The sequence below is a fragment of the Kribbella antiqua genome (assembly GCF_004345665.1).
Lineage (GTDB): Bacteria > Actinomycetota > Actinomycetes > Propionibacteriales > Kribbellaceae > Kribbella > Kribbella antiqua.
Window position 1 is genome coordinate 272,211 of sequence record NZ_SLWR01000007.1, and the last position, 23,334, is coordinate 295,544.

Genomic DNA, 23,334 nt, shown 5'->3' on the forward strand with positions numbered 1-23,334 from the left:
GTGACGGAATCCCCTTGTGGATAAGGGGATTCCGGCCTTGGCTGATTTGCCTCGGCATCCAATCGAACATATGCTCGGATACATGTTCGACGATGACCTGGATGAGCTCGACACCGCGGACCTGCTGGTCGCCGCGGCGCAGTTCGTCGACGTCCAAGAACACGCGGCGGTGCGGCTGCTCGAGGCCGCCCTCGCCTACGCCGACCGGCACGCCGTCATCGACCACGCCCCCGACCGCGGCGAGGTGCTGCCCGGCACCGAACGCTTGAAGGTGTACGGCGGTGACGGCTGCCCCGGGGTGGCCGAGTTCGCCCCGGTCGAGTTCGGCGCCGTCACCCGGATGTCCACCGGCGCGGCCGCCTCCTTCATCGGTGAGGCGTTGGCGTTGCGGCACCGGCTGCCCAGGATCTGGGCCGCCGTGCTGGCCGGGAACGCGGTCGCGTGGCGGGCCCGCAAGATCGCCCACGCCTGCCTGTCGCTGTCGCTGGAGGCGGCCGCGATCGTCGACCGCCGCGTCGTCGGCATCGTCAACACCGTCACCCCGACCAAACTGGCCACCATCGTGAAGGCCGCCATGTGGGAGGCCGACCCCGACCTGGCCAGGGCCCACGCCGAGGCGGTCGCCAAAGCCCGCGGCGTCTACGTCGGCCCCTCCGACGACCACGGCACCAAACGGTTCTGGGTCCGCGCCGCCGCCGGCGACGTGATCCGCTTCGACGCCACCATCAACGACATCGCCCACGCCCTGAAGATCCTCGGCGACCCCGACTCCCTGGACGAGCGCCGCGCCAAGGCGATCGGCTGGATCGCCGACCCGGCCGCCGCCCACCACCTCCTCCAGGTCGCCCGCTACCTCGCCCGCACCCGGCCCCACATCCCCGACAACGACGACAACCTGTCCACGACACCCGCCCGCGGCGACAGCGACCACACCACAGAGGACACCGGCCCCACCGAGCCGCCGGACGACTGGCCTGCCGAGGACGACTACCCCAACAGTGACCACTGGCCCGCGCCGAACGACCGACCTACTGGCCACGACGAGCCGGTCGACGCCCTCGCAGGCCATATCAATCAGGACGCGGAGACCGACACCGACCCTCGCTGTGACCCCACCGACGATGCCGTCGTCAGCGAAGACTCTTGCGCACCCGACAGCAGCAGCCCGAGCGGCGAGCCCACCAGCACCGGCCCTGACAGCAACGCGGAGACCGACGACGACGCTCGCGCCGATGCCTCGGACCCGGCCCTTCCGGCCGATTGGGCCGTTTCCGATGACGATCCGGGCCCGGAGGGTTGGGACGACCCGGATCACCACGGCACGGCGGCCGACTCCGGTGCATCAGGCATGCCGCCGTACGAGTCGGACGCGTTTACGCGGCGGACCCTGGCGGGCTCACTTCCGGCCAGGCTCGCGGCGCTCAAGCAGCACGCCTACAGCCACGGCCTCGCCGCCGACACCGGGCAGCGCGCCAACCGGCACACCCTGTACGTCCACCTCACCGACAAGGCACTTGCCACCCGCAACGGCGTGCTCCGGGTCGAAGAACTCGGACCGCTGCTGCTCAACCAATTGAGCGAACTGCTCGGCCACGACCAGATCGTCGTCAAGCCCGTCATCGACCTGGCCGAACAGGTCAATGTCCACAGCTACGAAATCCCCGACCGCATCCGCGAACGCGTCCGGCTCCGGCACCCGGTCGACATGTTCCCGTACGGCGCGGCCGAGGCGACCACCCGGATGGACCAGGACCACATCACGCCGTACGACCGGACCGGTCCACCAGGTCAGACCGATCCCGACAACCTCATACCGCTCGGGCGACTCCACCACCGCGCCAAAACCTTCGGCGGATGGCAGAGCCGCAGGCTGCCCACCGGCGGCATCGAGTGGACCAGCCCGCACGGGTTCCGCTTCCACGTCGACCACACCGGCACCCACCCGGTGCCACCGGTCGGTACGCCGGTCGATCTGTGATGACGAGAAGGCCGCGGAAGAAGGCCTGAGGTTCACCTTCTGTCTGCCGCAGAGCGGCGCTTCTGCCCTGGTAGATGCCATCGTCCTTTCGCTATCGCAGTACAACCGAGAGCAGCGAGCGTGGCGGGATCTGTGAGATGCCGGCGCGAGGGATGTTCGACGCGGTCGGATCCTGCCGCGCAGCTCCGGCGTGGTCTAGGGTCTCCGGGGTGGCGAAACTTGGGGATGCTACGACGCGGCTGGTGGTACTGCGGGGGAACTCCGGATCCGGCAAGAGCACCACGGCGCAGGAGGTACGGCGGCGAGTCGGGCGCGGGGTCGCCTGGGTCGAACAGGACTACCTACGCCGGATCCTGCTCCGCGAACACGATCGCGCCGGCGCCCCCAACATCGCCCTGATCGACCAGACCGCCCGCTACGCCCTCGACCACGGCTACCACGTGATCCTGGAAGGCATCTTCTACAAACCGACGTACGGCGAGATGCTGCACCAGTTGATCGCGGACCACGCGGGTGTGACAGGCGTTTACTACTTCCAGCTCTCCTTCGAAGAGACGCTTCGGCGACACGCCACCAAGCCACTGGGGAAGGCCACCCCGGAGCAAATGCGCGACTGGTACCAGCCGAACGACCTCCTGGGCGTCGAGGGCGAGCAGATCATCGAACCCTCCAGCACCCTGGATCAAACCGTGGACCGCATCATCACCGACCTCACCTGGACCACCGGCGGCGCCGTCGCCCAACGCCCCTGCGGCTGCTCACCCACCTGCTCCCTCGCCACCTAACCGCTCGGCTGCCGTCTCCCCACGCTTCCCCACCGGCACCACACCGGCGACCTTGCCGAGCCCGGTCAGCGGCATGTTCCCGTAGATCGTCTCGGTGTTCCCGGCCGGCACGACGTACGTCTCATGCCAGATCCCAGCGGCCCCGCCCTTGAACGACTGCCGAAAGTAGTCCACCCACGCCGGCCGATGCGTCCGCCCACTGTCATTCGCGAACGCCTGCAGCTTCTCCACGGACTCCCAGTACTGGATCAAGGTGACACCGCGCCACGTCGGCATCGTCCGGAACCCAAGCAGCCCACTAGATGGATCCTTCGACAGCTCCCGCAACATCGGCCCCATCGCCCGAACCACCGGCAACCAAGCCCGCACCGCCCGCAGCGAGTTGATCCGCATCCCAATCAGAAACACGACGATCTCCCCGTCATACGCCGCCGTCTGGCGCCCCTCCACCACACCCATCCGTCCCACCCTTCAGCTCGTCAGATAATCGGCCACTACCCGCGGATGCCCGAGCATCGGGAAGTGGGCGCCTGGTAGTTCGTCCGGCGTGAACCCGAGACGCTCGTGTCATCCGCCGCATGAAGTCTGCCGGAAACAGCAGGTCGTCCCGCCCGATCGCGTCTCGTCCGTCAGCGGCTGCCAGTGCCACGGCGTACATCCTGCTCCGGGGATCAGCACGAACGTCATGCCTCTATGGTGGCCGGATGGAGCGTAGGTCTTTTCCGCACTTCAGTGTGATTACGTTGCGGTGGAAGGACAACGACGTCTACGGGCATGTGAACAACGTGGAGTACTACAGCTTTTTCGACACGGTGATCAATGATTTTCTGATCCGGGTCGGTGGGCTCGACATCCACGATGGCGGGGTGATCGGGCTGTGTGTGGACTCGCAGTGCACGTTCAAGAAGCCGCTGGAATTTCCGGGCACGGTCGACGCCGGATTGCGGGTCGGCAAGCTGGGTAACTCGAGCGTGCGGTACGAGATCGGCTTGTTCCGCGCGGGCTCGGACGCGCCCGCCGCGACCGGGCGGTTCGTGCATGTGTTCGTCGGCCGGGAGGATCGCCGCCCGGTGCCGGTCCCGGATCGCATCCGCGCAGCACTCGAAGGGATCACCGGATGATCGTGCGAGGCGCCGTACTGCGGGAAATGGGTCTGCCCAGCCCGTACGCCGAATCCCGGCCGCTGCGGATCGAAGAGGTCGAGCTGGCGCCGCCCGGGCCTGGTGAGCTGCTGGTCCGGATCCGCGCCGCAGGACTGTGTCACTCGGACCTGTCAGTGATCGACGGCTCCCGGCCGCGCGTGATGCCGATGCTCCTCGGCCACGAGGCGACCGGTGAAGTCGTCCACTCCGAAGCCCCAAATTTCACCGCAGGAGACACGGTCGCGTTCGCCTTCGTGCCCGCCTGCGGTGAGTGCGGCCCCTGCGCCGAAGGTCGCGCCGCGCTGTGCGAACCAGGCGCCGCGGCCAACAGCGCCGGCACGCTTCTCAATGGAGTACGGCGTCTGGACGGCGTGCATCACCACCTCGGGGTCTCAGGCTTCGCCGACCACGCGGTCGTCTCGGCGCGCTCGGCGGTGAAGATCGACCCGACCCTGCCACCGGAGATCGCCGCGCTGTTCGGCTGCGCGGTGATGACCGGCGTCGGCGCGGTGGTCAACACGGCCCAGGTGAGAGCCGGCCGGAGCGTCGCCATCTTCGGCCTGGGCGGCGTCGGCCTGTCGGCGCTGCTCGGCGCGGTCCTGGTCGGTGCACACCCGGTGGTCGCGATAGACGTCGTACCGGAGAAGCTCGCGCTCGCGCGCGACCTCGGCGCCACTCACGCGATCGATGCCCGCGACAACGACGCGCTCGAACAGGTACGGGAGGCAACAAGGGGCGGCGCCGACTACGCCTTCGAGACGGTCGGCAGCGCGAACGTGCTCGAGCAGGCGTACGCCGCCACCCGCCGCGGCGGTACGACGGTCACCGTCGGACTGCCGCACCCGGCGCAGATGTTCAGCGTGCCGGCCGTCAGCCTGGTCGCGGAGGAACGCACGGTGAAAGGCTCGTACCTCGGCTCGTCGATCCCGAGCCGCGACATCCCGCGCTACATCGCGCTCTACCAGGCCGGCCGGCTCCCGGTGGACCGGTTGCTGACAAAAACCGTCAACCTCGACAACCTGAACGAAGCCTTCGACGAACTCGCCGCCGGGGCGTCGATCCGTCAGGTGTTGCTCTTCTGAAGGTTCTCAGCGGCCTTCAGGAACGTCTGCTCCTCCCGAGCCCGCGCCTCGGGCGTGAACTCGGCGCCGAAGTCGTCCGGGCCGGCGACCTGCCGGATCTCCAGCCCGCTGCTGTTGCCGTCGTCGGCGGCCAGGCAGCGCCAGCCCCACTCGAGCGCTTCCTCGCGGGAGCCGACCTCGATCAGGCAGAACCCGGCGATCAGCTCCTTGGTCTCGGCAAAGGGGCCGTCGACGACCCGCTGCTTGCCGTTGCTGAGCTGCATCCGGAAGCCCTCGGAGCTCGGCAGCAGCCCTTCGCCGGCGAGCAGAACGCCCTTCTCGGCCATCTCCGACATCACCAAGGTCATCTCGGTGAGGCTCTTCTCGCTCGGCATTTGCCCCGCCTCGGACGCCTCGCTGGCCTGGAACATCATCATGAACCGCATCGGAATCTCCCCTCCTGGTGACCCTCCACCCCAGCAATGATGGCCCCACCGCAGCTCAGCAGACGAAGGTTAATTCCGCCGAAAGTCATATACAGCGGGGCAACGTTCGGGGCAGGCTACGGACAGTGCGCGGAGGCGCACAGCAAGTGAGGCACGTCACACAGTGAGGCTAGGACCCCTATTTATGCATAGCCGTTTCCGCCGAACCGGTGCTCTGGTGGGCGCCGGTGCCGTTGTCTTCGGTGCGCTGGCCGTGGTGGCCGGCAACCAGGCCGACGCCCGGCAACCGGAACCGACCCCCATCGACCAGATCCTGGGCCAGGAGCTTCAGGGTAAGGCCGCCCTCGGCAAGGTACAGTCGCGACTCGCCGAGCTGGCCGAGCGCAACGGGATCCCTGCTCCGCAGCTGGAGCGGATCCTGGCGACCGACAAGACCAGCTGGCTGGACAAGGACGGCACGCTCTTCTACCGCGAGCCTGTCGCCGGAGCCACCTCCAGTACGTCGGAAGCCTCCCCGAGCTTCGCGACCGCGGCAGTCACCGGCGCGACCGGTCCGGCCTTCGAGCTGCACAGCAAGAAGGGCTCGAATCGGACCATCTACCTGGACTTCGACGGCCACACCATCACCGGTACGGGGTGGAACACCGACGGCAAGCCCGAAACGGTCAAGGTCCCCGCCTACGACACCGACGGGAACAAGAGCAACTGGAGCACCGCTGAGCAGGACGTCGTACACGACGTGTGGGCTCGGGTCGCCGAGGACTACGCGCCGTTCGACGTGGACGTGACCACTCAGGCGCCGCCGGAGTCGGCGATCACCCGGACCGATGCGGCGGACCAGCAGTACGGGACGCGCGTACTCATCGACCCGAGCAGCTGGTACCAGTCCAGCTGTGGTTGCGGTGGCATCGCGTACGTCGGTGTCTACGACCGGACCAGCCAGCACTCGTACTACCAGCCCGCGATGGTCTTCACCAAGGGCGTCGGCACCGGCGCGAAGAACCTCGCCGAGGCCGCGTCGCACGAGGCCGGTCACAACGTCGGTCTGAGCCACGACGGCACCTCGTCAGTGAACTACTACAAGGGCCACGGTGCCTGGGCGCCGATCATGGGCGTGGGCTACAACAAGGCGATCACCCAGTGGAGCAAGGGTGAGTACGCCGATGCCAACAACAAGCAGGACGACTTCGCCGTCGTGGCGGAGAACGGCCTGGCGCTGCGGGCCGACGACCACGGCGATACCACCGCCACCGCGACGGCGCTGACGCTCGGCAGCTGGAAGAAGGGCATCTACGCCAGCGACGCGGACAAGGACGTCTTCCGGTTCGATGTGTCGGCCGGCAAGTACACCATGCACGCCATGCCCGCTCCGGACGGCGCGAACCTGGACATCCGGCTTCAGCTGCTGAACTCCGCCGGCACGGTGATCGCCACGTCCAACCCCGCCTCCGGTCAGAACGACGCGTCCACACCGACCGGCGTGTCCGGACGTATCGACAAGGAGCTGGCGAAGGGCCGCTACTACCTCCGGATCGAGAACGTCGGGTACGGCGACCCACTCGACACCGGCTACTCGACGTACGGCAGCCGCGGCGCCTATACGGTCCGCGTCAAAGCAAGCTGAGCTACCCGGGGCCGTCGATCCCACCGAGATCGACGGCCCCGGGTCCTTCCTAGAAGAACCCCTGCGGTTGGTCGGCCTCTGGCGGGCCGACCAACCGCAGGTTCCTAAGTCAGCTTCGCCAAAGCCAGCTGCGCCAGCGCCGCCGCCTCGTCACCGAGTACGGCGTCGTCGAAGCGCACCACGCTCGAGTGGTTCGACGGCCCGTCCTCACCCACATCGTCCGGCCGAGCGCCGAGCATGATGAACGAGCCGGGCACCTCGTCCAGCACCATCGAGAAGTCCTCCGACCCCATCAAGGGGTTGTCCAGCGGCGTCACTCGATCCACCCCGAACAGCTGCCCCAGCTCGGCAACGGTGTCCACAGTCGCGTCGGGATCGTTGATCGTCACTGGGTACTGCTTGCTGAAGTCGACATCAACTGTGCACCCGTACGCCGACGCGATCCCCTCGGCCAGCGCGGGCAACTCCCGGGACAGCTGATCGAAGGTCTCGTTCGACAGCGTCCGTACTGTCGCGCCGAGCTTCGCCGCGTTCGGGATGACGTTCACGGCGATCCCGGCCGCGAGCTGGGTCACTGTGATCACCACGGGATCGAACACGTTGATCTTGCGCGTCGCATAGGTCTGGAGCGCCAGTACGAGCTCTGCCACCACCGGCACCGGGTCGACGGTCGTGTACGGCGATGAGCCGTGGCCGCCCTTGCCCTGGACGGTGATGTGCAACTGGTTCGAGCCGGCCATCATCGTCCCCGGCCGGGTCTGGAACAGGCCCTTCTCCGCCTGCGACCAGACGTGAACGGCGTACGCCGCGATCGGCTTGTCACCGGTGGCGGCGAGCAGGCCTTCGCGCAGCATGTACCCGGCACCGCCCAGCCCTTCCTCGCCCGGCTGGAACATGAAGATCACGTTGCCCTGCAGCTCTTCGCGATGCGCGCTCAGCAGCCGGGCCGCACCGACCAGACCGGCCGTGTGCAGATCGTGGCCGCAGGCATGCATGTTCCCGTTGGTCGACATGTACTCGAGCTCGGTCTCCTCGACCACCGGGAGCGCGTCCATGTCACCCCGCAGCAGGACCGTCGGCCCGGGCTGACCACCTCGCAGTACGCCGATCACCGACGTCAGCTCCTTACCGGTGCCGATCTCCAGCGGCAGCCCGGCCACGGCATCGAGCACGAGCGCCTGCGTCTTCGGCAGCTCGAGGCCGACCTCGGGGATCTGGTGGAGTTCGCGTCGCAGCCCGATCAGGTCAGGTGCGATCGCGGCGGCTTCCTCGACAAGGTTCATCAGTTCGCTCCCTCGAAGGCCCACTGCCCGATGTTGGCCACGGTGCCCGGCCAGAACGGGGTTGCGCCACCCACCGCCACCGACTTGTTCGTCGCTGCCACGGCGTAGTCGGAGTAGAGGGTGAACACCGGTAGATCAGCCTGCCACACCTTCTGCAGCTCGTCGTAGGTCTTGTGCCGGGCCGCGGTGTTCGCCTCGGACTTGCCGGCCGCCAGCAGCTTGTCGGTCTCGGGCGAGTCGTAGCCGGTCAGGTTGAAGGAGCCGTTCGAGGCGTACATGTTGGATACGTCCGGGTCGATGTTGAAGGTCAGCCCCATCAGCACCATGTCGTGATCCTTCGCCCGCGCCTTGGCCAGCGTGGTCGGGAAGTCGTAGTTGGTCTGGACGACGTTCAGCCCGATCGCCTTGAAGTTCTGCAGCATGATGTCGGCCGAGCGCTCGCGGATCTTGTTCCCGGTCGGGACGACGAAGTTGATCTTCCGGCTGAAGTCCCAGCCCGCCTCGGTGAGCAGCTTCTTCGCCAGCGCCGGGTCGTAGGTCAGCGTCTTCAGGTCCTTGTCCAGGAACGGGCTCTGGCTGGTGTACGGCCCGTCGACCACCTCGCCGTTGCCGAGCAGCAGTTCGTCGACGATCTGCTTGCGGTTGATCGCGTGCGCGAGCCCCTGCCGCATCCGCGCGTCCGGGAAGGTCTTCACGTTGAACTGGATCGTCTGGAACCCGATCGTCGGGTTCACCGACGTGTCGACGTCCTTGATCCCCTGCACCGTCTTCAGGTCCTGGAACGGGACGTTCCCGATGCCGCCGCCGGAGTTCATCATGATCGACCCGGTCTGCAGCTCACCGGCCAGGTTCGGGGCCGGCATGATCTTCATGATCAGCTTGGCGATCTTCGGCGTACCGGCGTAGTAGTCCGGGTTGGCGGCGTACTCGATACTCGCGTTCTGGGTGTACTTCGTGAACTTGTACGGGCCGCTGACCACGTCCGGGAGCTGGGCGAACTTGCTGTCGTCGATCTGCGCCGGCGCGGTCTTCGCCAGTACGTGCTCGGGCATGATGATGATCTTGGTGCCGATCATCTCCTTGACGTAGTTCGGGTCCGTCGGCGTCTTGGTAGTGAACACGACCGTGGTGTCATCCGTTGCCTTCAGCCCCGGTACGGCGGTCTGCCCCTTCGGCAGCTTGCCGGTTCCATCGAGCCCGGTCAGTGGCGCGATGTTGCCACCAAGGGTGGTGAGCGAGTCCTTGTTGGCGATCAGGTTGATCGTGTAGACGACGTCCTTCGCGGTGATCGGCTGTCCGTCGCTCCATTTGGCGCCGGTCCGCAGCTTCACGGTGAAGGTCTTGTTGTCCTTGCTCTCGATCGACTCGGCCAGCTTCGGGACGAACTTCAGCGGCTCGGGCTGGTCCATCAAGGTGTCCATCACGAACCGCGTCGCGAACTGCCCGGCCACGTCAGCCTGGTTGATCGGGTTGAAACTGGCTGGCGGGTTGACCGTGCCGACGTACAGCGTGTCACCGGCCGAGCCGCCGGCATCGCCCGCACACGAGGATGCGATCAGCAACAGCGGGGTTATCGCTATCCAGCTGAGCCGTCTTGGTCTATTCATGGGAGGTCCCTTCTCGGGCAGTGGGGGCGGGGCAGGTCTAGGAGCGGGACTCCATCGAGTCGCGGAGGCCGTCGCCGACGAAGTTGATGGCGAGGACGGCGAGCAGGATCATCAGGCCGGGCGGGATCCAGATCCACGGCTGGCTGGACAGCACGGTGATCGACTGCGCCTCGCTGAGCATGTTGCCCCAGCTGGCCGCGGGCGGCCGGACTCCCATCCCGAGGAAGCTCAGCCCGGACTCGAGGATGATCGCCTGGGCGACGCCGAAGGTCGCGTTCACGATGATCGGCGACAGTGCGTTCGGCAGGATGTGCCGGAACAGGATCCGCGGCGTCCGGTAGCCGAGCGCCACCGCGGCCTGGACGTAGTCGGTCTGCTTGATCGACAGCACGCTGCCGCGAACCAGCCGGCCGATCATCGGCCACGCGAGGACGCCGATCACCACGATGATGGTGAGCAGGCTCGGGCCGAGCACACTGACCAGGATCAGGATCACCATGAAGTACGGGAACGACATGAACACGTCGGTGATCCGCATGATCACCTGGTCCACCCAGCGGCCGTAGTACCCGGCGAGCAGACCGAGCAGTACGCCGATCACGACGTACACGACGACTGCTCCGACGCCGACGCTCATCGACACCCGGGCGCCATAGATCAGCCGGCTGAGCACGTCCCGCCCGACCGAGTCGGTGCCGAGCAGGTGCTCACTCGACGGCGACGCCTCGAACTTGTCGAAGATCTGGTTCGGATTGTGCGGCGCGAGTACGGGCGCCAGCGCGGCCATCAGCACCATCAGAACGACGACCACCAGTCCGGCGACCGCCATCCGGTGCTTGAGGAACCGCCGCAGCATCAGCCGAGCGGACGACCGCCCGGCCTCCGGTTCAACCCTCTTATGCATAAGCGACCCTCGGGTCCACCACCGCGTAGGCGATGTCGGTGAGCAGGTTGGCGGCGAACACGGCCACTGCCGCGATCAGGTTGATGCCCATCAGTACGGCGTAGTCGCGAGCGCCGATCGACTGGATCGTCAGCAGCCCGATCCCCGGCCACTGGAAGATCTGCTCGGTGACGATCGCGCCGCCGATCAGCGCGGACAGGTCGACGCCGATCACCGTCACGACCGGGATCAGCGCGTTCCGGAGCGCGTGCTTGTTGGTGATCACCGAAGTACCGAGGCCCTTGGCCTTCGCGGTCCGGATGTAGTCCTGGCCGAAAGCGTCGATCATGCTCGACCGCACGTACCGGACCATGTTCGCCGCGATCGCCGTCGCGAGTACGACGACCGGCAGGACGAGATGGGACAGCCGATCGGCGAACCCACCGCCGCGGCCGAGGGTGAGCATGCCGCCGGTCGGGAACCAGCCGAGCGTCAGCGCGAACACGTAGATCATCGCCAGGCCGAGGAAGAAGTGCGGCACCGAGATGCCAAGGAAGGACGCGCCGACGACGCCGTAGTCGACGACCGTGTTGCGCCGCCGGGCCGCGATGATGCCGATCGGGATCGCGACCAGGTAGGCGACGACGAGCGACGTACCCATCAGCAGCAGGGTCGGGCCGATCCGGTCGCCGATCAGCTGAGTGACCGGCTCGCGGTTCTGGAACGAGACGCCGAGGTTGCCGTGGAGCAACTGGGTGAGCCAGTTGACGTACTGGACGAAGATCGGCTTGTTCAGCCCGAGCTCGGCCTCGGTCCGGGCGACGTCCTCGGGGGTCGCGGTCGGTGAGAGGAACAGGTCGGCCGGGCTGCCCGGGGCCAGGTTGATGATGAAGAAGTTGATCACGGTGACGCCGAGCAGGACCGGGATACCGATCAGCAGCCGGCGGATCAGGTAGGCGATCATCTGCCGGCCGCCTCCAGTGGGAAGTGGCAGGCGACGCCGTCGGCCAGCGGTGGGCTCTCGGTGCGGCAGATGTCCTTCGTATACGGGCAACGGGTGTGAAAAACACAGCCCTTCGGTGGGTTGGCCGGGCTCGGTACGTCGCCCTCGACGATGATCCGCTGCCGGTCCCGCAGCCGTGGGTCGGGCTCGGGATACGCGTCGAGCAGGATCTCGGTGTACGGATGCTTCGGTTGCGCGAAGATCTCCGCGGTGGTCGCGGTCTCCATCACCTTGCCGAGGTACATCACCACGATCCGGTCGCTGATGTACTTGATCGCGCCGAGTCCGTGGCTGATGAACACGTAGGTCAGGCCGAACTCGCCCTGCAGATCCTTCAGCAGGTTGAGCACCTGCGCCTGGATCGATACATCCAGCGCCGAGACCGGTTCATCGCAGACGATCAGCTTCGGTTCGAGCATCAGCGCCCGCGCGATGCCGACTCGTTGCCGTTGGCCACCAGACAGCTCGTGTGGATAGCGGTTCAGGTACAGCTTCGGCAGGCCTACGGTCTCGAGCATCTCGGCGGCCTTCGCGTGGGCCGCCGTACGGTCGAGTCGTTTATGCGCGATCAGGGGCTCGGCCAGCAGCTCGCCGATCCGGATCTGCGGGTTGAGCGAGGAGTACGGATCCTGGAACACCATCTGCAGCTCGGTCCGCAGCCGTCGCATCTTCGCGGTCGACAGCCCGGCGATGTCCGTGCCGTCGTACACGACCGAACCAGCCGTGGGTGCTTCCAGCCGTACGACGGCTCGCCCGGTGGTGGACTTGCCGCAGCCGGACTCGCCGACGATGCCGAGCGTCTCGCCTGGATACACGTCGAAGCTGACGTCGTCGACCGCGCGTACGTGTCCGACCGTACGGGCGATCACACCTTTGCGGATCGGGTAGTAGCGCTTGAGGTTGCGGACCTGCAGGAGTGGATCCGTCATGCCGGGACCTCCGTTTCGTCGTACAGCCAGCAGCGGACCGAGTGCTGGCTGGCAACCGGAAGAAGTTCGGGCGGCTCGGTCGCGCAACGGTCCATCGCCTGGAGGCAGCGGTCGTGGAAACGGCAGCCGGTGGGCATGTGCAGCAGGTTCGGCACCGAGCCGGAGATCGGGTTGAGCCGGTCGCCGGCCGGGGTGGTGATGTGCGGGATCGATCGCAGCAAGGCGCTGGTGTACGGGTGCTTCGGATCGTCGAACAAGGTGTAGACGTCCGTCTCCTCGACGACCTGACCGGCGTACATCACCGCGACCCGGTCGGCCATCTCCGCCACCACTCCGAGGTCGTGGGTGATGAAGATCATCGCCGTACCGGTCTCGGCGCTGAGCTCGCGCATCAGCCGCAGGATCTGCGCCTGGATGGTCACGTCCAGGGCTGTCGTGGGCTCGTCCGCGATGATCAGCTTCGGCTCGCAGCTCAACGCCATCGCGATCATCACCCGCTGCCGCATCCCGCCGGACAACCGGTGCGGGTGGTCGTCGACGACGTCCTTGGCGCGGGGGATGCCGACCTTCTCGAGCAGCTCGATCGCCCGTTGCCGGGCCTGGGCCTTGGTCAGCCCGAGGTGCAGAATCATCGTCTCGGCCAGTTGGTCGCCGATCGTCAGCACCGGGTTCAGCGAGGTCATCGGCTCCTGGAAGATCATCGCGATCGCGTGCCCGCGAACCCGGCGCAGCTCCCGATCGGGCAGCCCGACCAGGTCCTGGCCCTCGAAGAGGACCGAGCCCGCGGTGATCCGGCCGTTCCGGGCCAGCAGTCCCATGATCGACAACGCGGACACCGACTTCCCGCTGCCGGACTCGCCGACCAGGCACAACGTCTCGCCGGGCGCGAGGCTGAAACTGACGCCGTCCACCGAGGTGACCGGTCCTTGATCGGTGCTGAACTCGGTCCGCAGACCGTCGACCTGCAGCAACGGAGTAACTGACAAGCGATCCTCCAAGGGGGCGACGAGGAGCTCACACTGTCCGGGTCGGGTCAGGATAAGGGCGGTTGCGAGTGGCTCACCGACGATGTTCCGCCGTCCGCGCAGACGATCAAATTCTTGTCATGACATCGCAGAGAACTTGCGTGGCCGTTGTGACGCATGCGGGGATTTTGAGTTGTGGACGACGTAGATTTCGCGCTGGTTAACGCCTTACAGCTCAGCCCGCGGGCCGGCTGGTCGCAGCTCGAGGCGATCCTGGGGGTCGACGCGTCGACGTTGTCGCGACGGTGGTCCCGGCTGGTCGAGACGGGGCTGGTGTGGAGCTCCTGCTTCGCGGTCAGCCCGGCTGATCCGGACCGCCGCGACGGCCGGTTCGACGCCTCCGTCCACCCGCTGACCGGCGTACTGGCTCTGGTCCTGGTGTACTGCGAGGCCGGTCGTCGCGAGAGCGTCATCGACAACATCGCCCGTACGCCGTCGGTGCTGACGATCGAATGCACGTCTGGTGGTCCGGACCTGGTCCTCACGCTGTCCTGCCCGTCGGTCGCCGAGGTCGACGCTTTTGTCGCGACGGAGCTGGCCGCGGATCCCGGCGTACGGCGGACTCGGACGCACTTCACCCGGACCTTCTTCAAGGAGGGAACGAGTTGGCGGCCCGGCGTGCTGAGTCAGCGCCAGGTGAAGGCTCTGCAGGCGTTGCCGGTAACGGGGATCGACGCGCCCGCCGTACCGACGCGGCTGCACGAACTCGTCATCGGCTGCCTGGCCGGTGACATCCGCCGTTCCGCGACGGCGATCGCCGAGGAGCTGGGCAAGAGCGTCGCCACCGTCACCCGCGCGATCGGCCAGATCATGCATGCGCCGTGGGCCCGCACCCGGGTGGACTTCGCGCACAACCTGGTCGGCTACAACGCATCGGTGATGGTCTGGTTCCGCGTTCCACACCATCAGCTGGAGATGGTCGGAGCCGGGCTGGCTTTGATGCCGCAGACGCGGATGTGCTGCTCGGTCGTGAACCGTGCCAACCTCGCCGTCGCCTTCTGGCTGCGCGACCTGCGCGAACTCGACGCCATCGAAACCAAGATCGCCCGCGCGTTCCCCACCGCCCGCGCCGAGGAACGCTGGCTGCTGCCCCGCTTTCCCAAACGCCTCGGCCATACCCTCACCCCCTCCGGTCACCATGCCAAGTTCATCCCTCCAACCCGCTGACGAGAACTTTCGTCGGTGGGCGTGGTTATGGTGACGGAATGTTGTCCGCGTTGGGGTACCACCGGAGCGTGCTGGCTTATGTGCGCCGGGTGGATGAGCACGCGTGGGCGGCGTTGCGGGGTGGGCCCGTGGGTGGGGTTGGCGACGTGTTGCTGCGGAACGCGTATCGGCTGGAGGAGAGCGCGCATCCGGCGGTGCATCAGGCGGGGCGACGCGCGGCGGAGGCGCTGGGCGTGGACGCGGAGGTCGAGTTCTTCCAGGTGCGGGGGAACGGGGACGCCAATGCGTTCTACCTGCACCAGGACGGGAAGGCGATCGTCGTCTTCGAGGGCTCGTTGCTCGATCAGTTGGAGCCCGGCGAGCTGACGGCGGTGATGGGTCACGAGTTGGCGCACCGGGTGCTGTGGGATGCGGAGGACGGCGCGTATCTCGCGGTCGACCGGCTCCTGGACGCGGCGGCTGGGGACGCCCGGACGCCGGCGCAGTATCTGGAGACCCATCGGCGCTGGGGCCTGGCTACGGAGTTGTACGCCGACCGCGGTGCGTTGACGGCCTGCGGTGACCTCAGTACGACGGTCCGCGCGTTGCTCAAGCTCCAGACCGGGCTGAGTACGGCGGACCCCGAGGCCTACCTGCGGCAGGCGGACGAGCTGGATCTGAGCACAGGGAGCCGGGGCACGACCCATCCCGAGGGCGTCGCCCGGGCCTGGGCGCTGAAGAACTGGCTCGCCGGTGAGGACGTGGAGTCGCTGATCACCGGTCCGCTCGACGTCGACGCGCCGGACCTGCTGGACGCTGTGGTGCTGCGCGAGCTGAGCGCGGACTTCGCCGCCTGGATCGCGCAGACCGACGGCCTGCGTACGGACGCCGTCGCTACCTTTGCTGCTGGGTTCACGGATCGGCCCCTTGGTGAACCGGGTACGTCGTTTCCGCGGTTCGACGAGCCGCTGGCGGTGCGGCCGGTCGACGGCGCGCCGTTGCCGCGACCTCGTCCGTTGACCGAGGCAACGAAACGGTACTTGTGCTACCTGCTGCTGGACCTGGCCACGGCCGATCCGGACACCGGCGATGCCGGGCTCGTCGCCTCGCTGGCGATCGCCCGGCGCGCGCGGCTCACGTCGTACGACGATCTGGCCGATGACGAACTCGGCTGGAGCGACAAGCGCCGCGCAAAGCTCACCCAGGCCGCAGACGAGGTGGTCGGGTGAGCGCCAAGGACCTCGTTGCGTTGGCGGTCTCGCAGGGCGGGCTCGGCAACGACGCATTGCTGGCGGCGGTGCTGCCGTTGTTCCATGCGACGGCCGCGGTGCACGAGCGCGGTTTGGTCGCGCCGCTGCGCGGGCTCGACCGGATTGTTGTCGACGAGCAGGCGCGGCTCGGCTTCGGTCCCGAGGACGCCGGCCGGCCGGTGCTCAACCAGCGTGAACTCGATCTCCGCGAAGGGCCTGTCGCAGCGGCATTCGAGGTAGTCGCGCACCGGCAGTCCGACCTGGATCTCGGCGACAGCGGTGGCCGGCCGAAGACCACGGTGGTCGAGCCGGTCGCGGCCGCCATCACGGCGCCCGTGCACGTGGCCGGGTGGCAGTGCTGGGAGCACGTGGTCGGTCACCACGATCCGCTCACCGACATCTTCAGCCTCGGCCAGCTCCTGATCGGCCTTGGCTGCGGTCTCGACCTGTCCCGGACCGAGGACGTCGCCCGGCTGATCGAGGCCAGAGGCAACCTCTACGCCCTCGATCCAGGCCTGCACCCAGTCATCGTCTCGGTGGCCGCCCAGATGGCCGAGCCGAGCCGGCACCGCCGCGCTCAGGACCTCCGCTCGCTGATCGAGCAGCTCGAGAACTATCGCGACCAACCACTCGACTTCGACGTCGAGGCCATCACCCGCGGCGCGGCCGACCGTCGTACGGCGGTGCTCCGGGCACTGCGCGACCGGTTGTTCGACCTGTCCCGGCGCAACCGGCTGGTGAACTTCCGCCCCACCGCGCAGACGCTGAACCTGACCGAGTCGTCCGTCCCGCTGATGCTCGACGTACGCACGATCCGCCCCGAACAGCTGTTCACCTGGCGGGAGGACCTCGCCGCGTCGCTGCTCGGCAAGGCCCAGCCCCTCGGCAAATGGATCCGGTACGACGAAGCGCCGTACGCCGCGAACGCTCTGGACAAGCTGATCGCCACGGCCAGGCGGGACCGAGCGGAGTACGGGCAGGACCAGCTGCGCCTGATCCCGGCGTTCCTGCGGTGGCACGACCTGAAGAACGACCCGGCGACCCGGCTGGCGTCGCCGCTGGTGCTGGCCAAGGTGGAGTTGACCAGGAAGCGCGGCGTGCGGGATTCGTACACGCTGCGCATCACCGATCCGGTCGCCGAGGTCAACCCGACGCTGCGGCACCACCTGCACCAGTTGTACGGGATCAACCTCCCGGAGAAGGTCGATCTCGCCGATCCGCGCGCGATCGCGGACTTGCACGAGAGCCTCTCGCAGCAGATCAAGGCGACTGAGCCGGGACTGCGGCTGCACCTGCGGGAACGGCCGCGGATCGACCTGGTCCGGCAGCGGGCGATGCTGAAGCTGCGCAGCTACCGCCGCCGGCAGCACGGCAACACCGTGCACGAGTTCGGCGGCCGGCAGTACGCATACTCCTATCGGCGCAGCGACTACGAGCCGCTCGGCGTACAGATCTTCCGCTCGCAGCTGGCCGCGCCGGAGCTTCCGCTGAGCATCGCGCTCGGATCCGAACCGCGGCGGCCGGCGGTGATCGAGACCGACACGTACACGCTCGACACCGAGGGCGGTCCGTACTCGTGGGACATCGACCTGTGCGCGGTGTCGCTGGCGAACTTCAACTACCGCACGCTCGGCCTGGTCCGCGACTACGACGAGCTCCTCGCGACCGGGCAGTCGTGTCCGTCGTTCGACCAATTGTTCTCCGACCGGCCGCGGCCGCTCAGCAGCTCGCCGCCCGAACTGCCCGTCGCCGAACGGCATCTGGTGGTGCCCGCGGACGGTTCGCAGGTCGCGGCGATCGCGCGTGCCCAGCGGGGTGAGAGCTTCGTGATCCAGGGCCCGCCGGGCACCGGCAAGTCGCAGACGATCACCAACATGATCGCGGACCTCGTCGCCCGCGGTCAGCGAGTGCTGTTCGTCTGCCAGAAGCGGGCCGCGCTCGACGTCGTACACGCTCGATTGGCGAGCCGGCGGCTGGACGGGCTCTGCACGCTGATTCACGACTCGCAGGCGGACAAGAAGGCGTTCGTCCACGGCCTGCGCGAGACCTACGAGAGCTGGCTCACCGCTTCGGACGACCTGGATGCGCTTGCCGTACGACGGGACTCGCTGGTGGCGCGGGTGGATCAGCTGCTCGCCACGGTCTCGGCGTTCGAGGATCACCTGGCCCTCGGAGAGCCCGGCCTGCGTGACATCGTGAACCGGCTGGCCGAGCTGCGGGATCACCGGTTGGACCTGGATCCTGGCTTGCTTCCGTCGCCGGCTGCCTGGTGGCCTTCACGCTCGGTCGTTCGGAGAGTCGCACAGGACTTGGCTGCTGCGGATCCAGCCTCGGGTGGCGTGCTCGCGCGCAGTCCGCTCGCGTACGTCGTGCCATCGCTGTGGGGTGATGCCGGCGCACCTCGGCGCGCTCGCTCGCTTGAGAACCAGTGGGCTGCGGTCGCTGCCGCACTCGCGGAGTCCGGCGTCCCTTCGAGCGATTGGCTGGTCAAGGAGGCCAGGGCGCTCGGCGAGGTCGGTCGGGTGCTTGGCCCACTCGCCGATCGCGAGCTCATCTCTGTAGTCGATCCGGGCTCAGCCGCGGCGCAGCGGTTGGCAGCGGCGGTGGTGGAGCGAGAGCGCCTCGTCGCCGCGGAGCGGTCGGCCTGGTCCTCGGCGTCCGGTTGGTCCGAGCCGCTGGCACCGGCGGATGCCAAGGCGGCACTCAAGGTTGCCGAGAGCAAGGAAGGCGGCCTGCTCTCCTTCCTCAGCGGCGACTGGCGCCGGGTGAAGTCGCTGGTCAAGGACCGCTTCGACAGTACGGCGCGAGCCGTGCGGCCGTCCGTCGTGGACACTCTCACCGACCTTGTCGCAGCGCACGATGCGACCGCGGCGGTGCGGGAGCACACGGAGCAGACCGGTCGCGAATGGGGCACCGACGATCCGCGTGCGCTGTCCGACAGGCTTTCGGCGATCCGGAGCGACCCGCGGCTTGGTGATTGGCGGATCACCTTGCGGGCCGGAGTTCCAGCCGGGCTGGCCCGGATCGCTTCTGCGCTCGAGCAGGCCGAGGCGTCCACGTCCGGTCTGCTGGTGCCGCAGTACGACGAGTTGACCGTGGCCGGTGTGCGGGAGTTGGCGCTCAGGCTTGCCTCGGCCGAGTCCGTCGTACGGGCTGTCGGTCCCGCGCTGCGGGAGCTGGCCGAGGCGCCGGAGTCCGTGCTGAGCGTCGTACAACGGCTTGATGCGACGCCGGAGCAGCTCGAGTACGCGATCTGCGCGGCGGAGTGGGACCGATCCCGATCGGCCGCCGCGCTGCAAGTGACGTCGGCGCGAGTGGACTCGATCGTCGGCGAGCTGAGTCTGGTGTACGACGAGCTCACGACGGTCAACGCGGATGTCGTCGTGGCCGGCGTACGGCGGCGCTTCCTGACCGAGCTGGCTCATTCCGAGCTGAGTGCGAGCGGGATGTCGCCGGAGGACCGCGCACGGAAGAAGACCTTCGCGACTGGCCGACGGGAGCTGGAGCACGAGTTCGGCAAGGTGATGCGCTACCGCTCGATCCGGGACCTCGCCTCGGGAGCCGCCGGCGCGGTGGTGTCACTGCTTCGCCCGGTCTGGCTGATGAGCCCGTCCTCAGTCTCCGACACGTTGCCGCTGACAACCTCCTTCGACGTCGTCATCTACGACGAAGCAAGCCAGATCCCAGTAGAAGAAGCCATCCCAGCCCTCCACCGAGCCCCCCAGGTAATCGTCGTCGGCGACCAAATGCAACTCCCCCCAACCCAGTACTTCCAAGTCCGAACCGACCCGCTGGCGGTCACGGGAGCTCAGGAGACAGAGGATGAGGCTGCCGAGGACGTGGGGATTGCGTTGACCGAGGACAGCTTTCTCTCGATCAGTGCGTTGCGGCTCGCGTCGACGATGCTGACTTGGCACTACCGGAGCCGGTCGGAGGCGCTGATCTCGTTCAGCAACGCAGCGTTCTACCAGGGCCGGCTGGCGACCGTGCCGGACAGGCTGCCTGCGCATGTCGCCCCACCGTGGACGCTGCGGTCGGATTCATTTGCCCTGGCTGAGGTTTGTGACAGCTTGCTGGCCGGCAGCATCACGGCGGTCCGACTCGTCGACGGCACCTATGTACGCCGTACCAATCCGGCCGAGGCTCGGTGGATCGCCGGGCTGGTGCGCGAGCTGCTCGCCCGGCAGACCGGCAAGAGCCTGGGCATCGTCGCGTTCTCCGAGGCTCAGCAAGGTGAGATCGAACGCGCGCTGGACGAGTTGGCCGACGCGGATCCGGCGTTCGGCGCGCAGTACGAGGCCGAGCAGGTCCGGACACACGGCGAGCAGGACGTCGGCCTGTTCGTGAAGAACCTCGAGAACGTGCAGGGCGACGAGCGCGACATCGTCCTGATGAGCGTCTGCTACGCCGCCGGACCGGACGGCCGGATGCTGATGAACTTCGGCCCGATCAACACCGCCGGCGGCGAGAAGCGCCTGAACGTCATCTTCAGCCGTGCCCGCCAGCACATGGTCGTTGTCAGCAGCATCGAACCCGACGCCATCACCAACACCTACAACGACGGCGCCAACACCCTCCGCCGCTTCCTCACCTACGCCGCCGCCGTCTCCCGAGGAGACACTCCAGCCGCCAAAGCCGCCCTCGCCCCCTACAACCTCTCCAGGCCCACCGCTTCGCTCCGAGACACCACCTCCGTGGTCGAACAGGTGCGAGTGGCTTTGGAAGCCCACGGTGTCGAGGTGGAAACAACTGTGGGCGAGTCGGTCTTTCGGTGTGATCTGGCGCTGAAGCTGCCTGGCGACACCGGGCATCGCCTCGCGGTTCTGGTCGACACGCCAGACCGCCTCGCCGCCGATTCCTTGCTCGAGCGCCTGACCACGCACCCCCGAGCCTTGACCGCGACAGGCTGGCGAGTCCACCACATCCTCACCACCGACTGGACCCGCACCCCCGACACCGTGATCACCCACCTCCTGGACACCCTCAATCGCCCGATCGACAGCTGACACCGCGCACCCAGCTGAACAGTGGGCTCGCGTGCCGGGCGGCGGGTGGCCTGCGGGTCAGATGATCTCGAGGTTGGCCATCATTCCCATGTCTTCGTGTTCGGCGTTGTGGCAGTGGAAGAGGTAGCGGCCGCGGTAACCGTTGAAGCGCGTGATGATCTCTACGGATTCGCCCGGGCGGAGGGAGACGGTGTCCTTCAGGCCCGCGTCGTGTGGGCGCGGTTGGCTTCCGCCGCGGGAGAGCACCTGGAACCCGACCAGGTGGAGGTGCACGGGGTGGTGTACGTCGGCGATCAGGCGCCAGACCTCGACGTCGCCGAGGCGGGTCGTGACGTCCGTGCGGGCGGGGTCGAACGGCTGGCCGCCGATCAGCCAGCCGTGGTCGCCGTGCATGCGCCCGGCGCGGAAGGAGAAGTCACGCGCGCGGACCACGTCCGACCGGCGCCAGGTCGGCAGATCGTGGGAGAGGACGGGTGGGATGCGGCTGGGGTCGGCGGCCTTACGGGCGACGCGGAAGGCCATCACGTCGCGGGTGCGTCCCGAACCCAGCCGGTTGACGAGCCTGACGCGATCGCCGACCGGTACGCCGGAGAAGTCGACGATCAGGTCGTATCGTTCGGCCGGGGCGATCGGCAGCGACCGGTGCAAGACCGGCGCGGCAAGCAACCCCTGGTCGGCGCCGACCTGGACGAGGTCGAGCCGGCGCCCATCGTCAGTGACGGCTTCGAGCTCGTAATGCCGGGCGTTGGAGGCGTTCAGGACGCGCAGCCGGTAGCGGGCCGCGTCGACTTCGTGGACGGGCCAAGGAGCGCCGTTGACGAGGATCACGTCGCCGAGGACCCCGGCAAGGTAGGGCTCGTGGACGCCCGGCCGCGTGCGCAGGGCGGGGTCGAGGGAGGGGTAGAGAAGGCCACCGTCGCCGTCGAAGGCGCGATCCATGATCACGAGCGGCAGCTCCCGGGGCCCGGCGGGCAGGCCGAGCTCCTCTTCCATCTCGTCGCGGATGACATGGAGCCCGGCGAGGCCGCGCCAGATCGCGGGGGCGGTGAAGTCCATGCGGTGGTCGTGGTACCACAGCAGCGTCGGACGTTGGCTCATCGGGAACGTGTAGTCCCGGGTCAACCTCGTCACCACGGCCCGCGGATCGCGCATGCCTGGCATTCCGCCCATCTCTGGCATGCCGTGCATGTGGTGCGTCCCGTGGGCCTCGTCCTGCCAGCCTTCGGGCAGGACGAGGTCGGTCGGGTACCCGTCGGAGGCCGCGGTGGTGTGTCCGCCGTGGAGGTGGACGACGGTCGGCACGGGCAGCTCGTTGCGGTGCGTCACGGTGACCGGCCGGCCGCGGCGGGCCTCGATCGTCGGTCCAGGAAAGACGCCCTCGTAGGTCCACATCGGCGTCCTGACGCCAGGCAGGATCTCCACGACCGCCTCGCGCTGCGTCATCTCGTACCGGTCGACGCCGCCGGCCGTGCCGACGGGCTTCAGGATCGGCGGAAGCGGCAGCGGCGTCCGGAACGCGGGTGGCAGCGGTACGGCGCTCCGCAACTGCGCGCCGGTGGCGGCCGGATGGCGGGACAGCGCGGCCGCGGTCGACAGCCCGATGGCCGCGGTCAGGCCGAGCGCCCCGCCGAGGCCCAGCACCTGGCGCCTGGTCAGTTCACTCATCGTCGTCCTCCGCACGTGAGACCGGCCCGAGCGGCCGCCGCCACACGGCGACGAACTGCACGACGAGCCCCGCGATGGTCAGCACCCCCAGTGGCAGGTGCAGCCAGAGAGCCCCGTCCATCCCGGCGAAGTACTGCACCGTCTCGGCCGTCACCAATGCCAGCGTGGCGAGGAAGGGCCCGGCCTGACGCAGCCGAGCCCAGACCACGATCGCCGCGATCAGCTGCAGGTAGCCGATGGAGGTGGTGGCGTCGGCGCCCGCCGCGTGCAAGCGAAGGCCGTCGTACTCGCCGCTGAGGTAGATACCGGCGAACACCGGCTGGCCGAATATCGCGGCCGTGTGGGCACTGACGACCGCCCGCAGTACCCACCCGGCAGGGCTCGTTCGATGCGCGGGACCGGGCCGGGCCGGAGCGGCCTGGCGGACCCCGTCGAATCCGGTGACCATGAGTCACCCTCCTCACTCGTCGTAGAACCGGTGTGCCGCCGCCGGTCCGGGGT

Annotated in this window: 18 protein-coding genes; 8 read left to right on the top strand and 10 right to left on the bottom strand. The window is 67.9% G+C overall.

Annotated elements, in window-relative coordinates; all coding sequences use genetic code 11:
- Positions 1-82: 82 nt before the first annotated feature.
- Both EV646_RS21375 and EV646_RS21380 read left to right on the top strand, forming a co-directional pair.
- Positions 83-1,978 carry an HNH endonuclease signature motif containing protein gene (locus EV646_RS21375; RefSeq protein ID WP_158290996.1) on the top strand — a complete coding sequence of 632 codons (1,896 nt, stop codon included), beginning with the start codon at positions 83-85 and terminating at the stop codon, positions 1,976-1,978.
- A gap of 209 nt (positions 1,979-2,187) precedes the next feature.
- Positions 2,188-2,763, top strand: a complete 576-nt coding sequence (locus EV646_RS21380) for a kinase (protein WP_241996224.1) — start codon at positions 2,188-2,190, stop codon at positions 2,761-2,763.
- Here EV646_RS21380 and EV646_RS21385 read toward each other — a convergent pair.
- Positions 2,737-3,222 (bottom strand): DUF4188 domain-containing protein, encoded by a 486-nt coding sequence (locus tag EV646_RS21385; RefSeq protein ID WP_132151214.1) that lies wholly within the window; start codon positions 3,220-3,222, stop codon positions 2,737-2,739. The two genes, EV646_RS21380 and EV646_RS21385, sit on opposite strands and share 27 nt — an antisense overlap.
- Positions 3,223-3,467: 245 nt before the next feature.
- On the opposite strand from EV646_RS21385, the gene EV646_RS21395 reads away from it, so the two are divergent.
- Positions 3,468-3,884 carry an acyl-CoA thioesterase gene (locus tag EV646_RS21395; protein WP_132151216.1) on the top strand — a complete coding sequence of 139 codons (417 nt, stop codon included), beginning with the start codon at positions 3,468-3,470 and terminating at the stop codon, positions 3,882-3,884.
- Complete coding sequence (locus EV646_RS21400; protein WP_132151218.1) at positions 3,881-4,987, top strand: zinc-dependent alcohol dehydrogenase family protein; 1,107 nt, start codon at positions 3,881-3,883, stop codon at positions 4,985-4,987. The genes EV646_RS21395 and EV646_RS21400 overlap by 4 nt, the downstream gene beginning before the upstream one ends.
- On the opposite strand, the gene EV646_RS21405 is transcribed toward EV646_RS21400, so the two are convergent.
- On the bottom strand, positions 4,969-5,412 hold the full coding sequence (locus EV646_RS21405; RefSeq protein ID WP_132151220.1) for a YciI family protein: 444 nt from the start codon (positions 5,410-5,412) through the stop codon (positions 4,969-4,971). The genes EV646_RS21400 and EV646_RS21405 overlap by 19 nt on opposite strands.
- 184 nt (positions 5,413-5,596) lie before the next feature.
- On the opposite strand from EV646_RS21405, the gene EV646_RS21410 reads away from it, so the two are divergent.
- Entirely contained in the window at positions 5,597-7,036 is a 1,440-nt protein-coding gene (locus EV646_RS21410) for a M12 family metallo-peptidase (RefSeq protein ID WP_132151222.1), read from the top strand.
- Positions 7,037-7,140: 104 nt separating this feature from the next.
- Here the strand turns inward: EV646_RS21410 and EV646_RS21415 are convergent, their stop codons facing one another.
- From EV646_RS21415 to EV646_RS21440, 6 genes are read right to left on the bottom strand one after another with little or no spacing between them, the layout of a single operon-like run.
- Positions 7,141-8,319, bottom strand: a complete 1,179-nt coding sequence (locus EV646_RS21415; RefSeq protein ID WP_132151224.1) for a M20 metallopeptidase family protein — start codon at positions 8,317-8,319, stop codon at positions 7,141-7,143.
- The gene (locus EV646_RS21420; protein ID WP_132151226.1) at positions 8,319-9,926 is read right to left on the bottom strand and encodes an ABC transporter substrate-binding protein; all 1,608 of its coding nucleotides are present in this window, start codon (positions 9,924-9,926) and stop codon (positions 8,319-8,321) included. The genes EV646_RS21415 and EV646_RS21420 overlap by 1 nt, the downstream gene beginning before the upstream one ends.
- Positions 9,927-9,963: 37 nt before the next feature.
- Positions 9,964-10,830, bottom strand: coding sequence for an oligopeptide ABC transporter permease (gene opp4C, locus EV646_RS21425; RefSeq protein ID WP_132151228.1), 867 nt, complete (start codon positions 10,828-10,830; stop codon positions 9,964-9,966).
- On the bottom strand, positions 10,823-11,773 hold the full coding sequence (locus EV646_RS21430; protein ID WP_132151230.1) for an ABC transporter permease: 951 nt from the start codon (positions 11,771-11,773) through the stop codon (positions 10,823-10,825). Before EV646_RS21430 ends, opp4C begins: the two co-directional genes overlap by 8 nt.
- Positions 11,770-12,741, bottom strand: coding sequence for an ABC transporter ATP-binding protein (locus tag EV646_RS21435; protein WP_132151232.1), 972 nt, complete (start codon positions 12,739-12,741; stop codon positions 11,770-11,772). Before EV646_RS21435 ends, EV646_RS21430 begins: the two co-directional genes overlap by 4 nt.
- Positions 12,738-13,727, bottom strand: coding sequence for an ABC transporter ATP-binding protein (locus tag EV646_RS21440; protein WP_132151234.1), 990 nt, complete (start codon positions 13,725-13,727; stop codon positions 12,738-12,740). The genes EV646_RS21435 and EV646_RS21440 overlap by 4 nt, the downstream gene beginning before the upstream one ends.
- 174 nt (positions 13,728-13,901) lie before the next feature.
- On the opposite strand from EV646_RS21440, the gene EV646_RS21445 reads away from it, so the two are divergent.
- Genes EV646_RS21445 through EV646_RS21455 form a run of 3 tightly spaced genes read left to right on the top strand, consistent with a single transcriptional unit; the run spans position 13,902 to position 21,168 of the window.
- Positions 13,902-14,933 (top strand): Lrp/AsnC family transcriptional regulator, encoded by a 1,032-nt coding sequence (locus tag EV646_RS21445; protein WP_132151236.1) that lies wholly within the window; start codon positions 13,902-13,904, stop codon positions 14,931-14,933.
- Positions 14,934-14,971: 38 nt separating this feature from the next.
- A complete protein-coding gene (locus EV646_RS21450; RefSeq protein WP_132151238.1) occupies positions 14,972-16,141 on the top strand; it encodes a M48 family metalloprotease in 1,170 nt (389 codons plus the stop codon).
- Entirely contained in the window at positions 16,138-21,168 is a 5,031-nt protein-coding gene (locus EV646_RS21455) for an AAA domain-containing protein (protein ID WP_132151240.1), read from the top strand. Before EV646_RS21450 ends, EV646_RS21455 begins: the two co-directional genes overlap by 4 nt.
- A gap of 57 nt (positions 21,169-21,225) precedes the next feature.
- On the opposite strand, the gene EV646_RS21460 is transcribed toward EV646_RS21455, so the two are convergent.
- Both EV646_RS21460 and EV646_RS21465 read right to left on the bottom strand, forming a co-directional pair.
- Complete coding sequence (locus EV646_RS21460) at positions 21,226-22,833, bottom strand: multicopper oxidase family protein (protein WP_132151242.1); 1,608 nt, start codon at positions 22,831-22,833, stop codon at positions 21,226-21,228.
- The gene (locus EV646_RS21465) at positions 22,826-23,281 is read right to left on the bottom strand and encodes a hypothetical protein (protein WP_199237102.1); all 456 of its coding nucleotides are present in this window, start codon (positions 23,279-23,281) and stop codon (positions 22,826-22,828) included. Before EV646_RS21465 ends, EV646_RS21460 begins: the two co-directional genes overlap by 8 nt.
- Positions 23,282-23,334 lie beyond the last annotated feature (53 nt).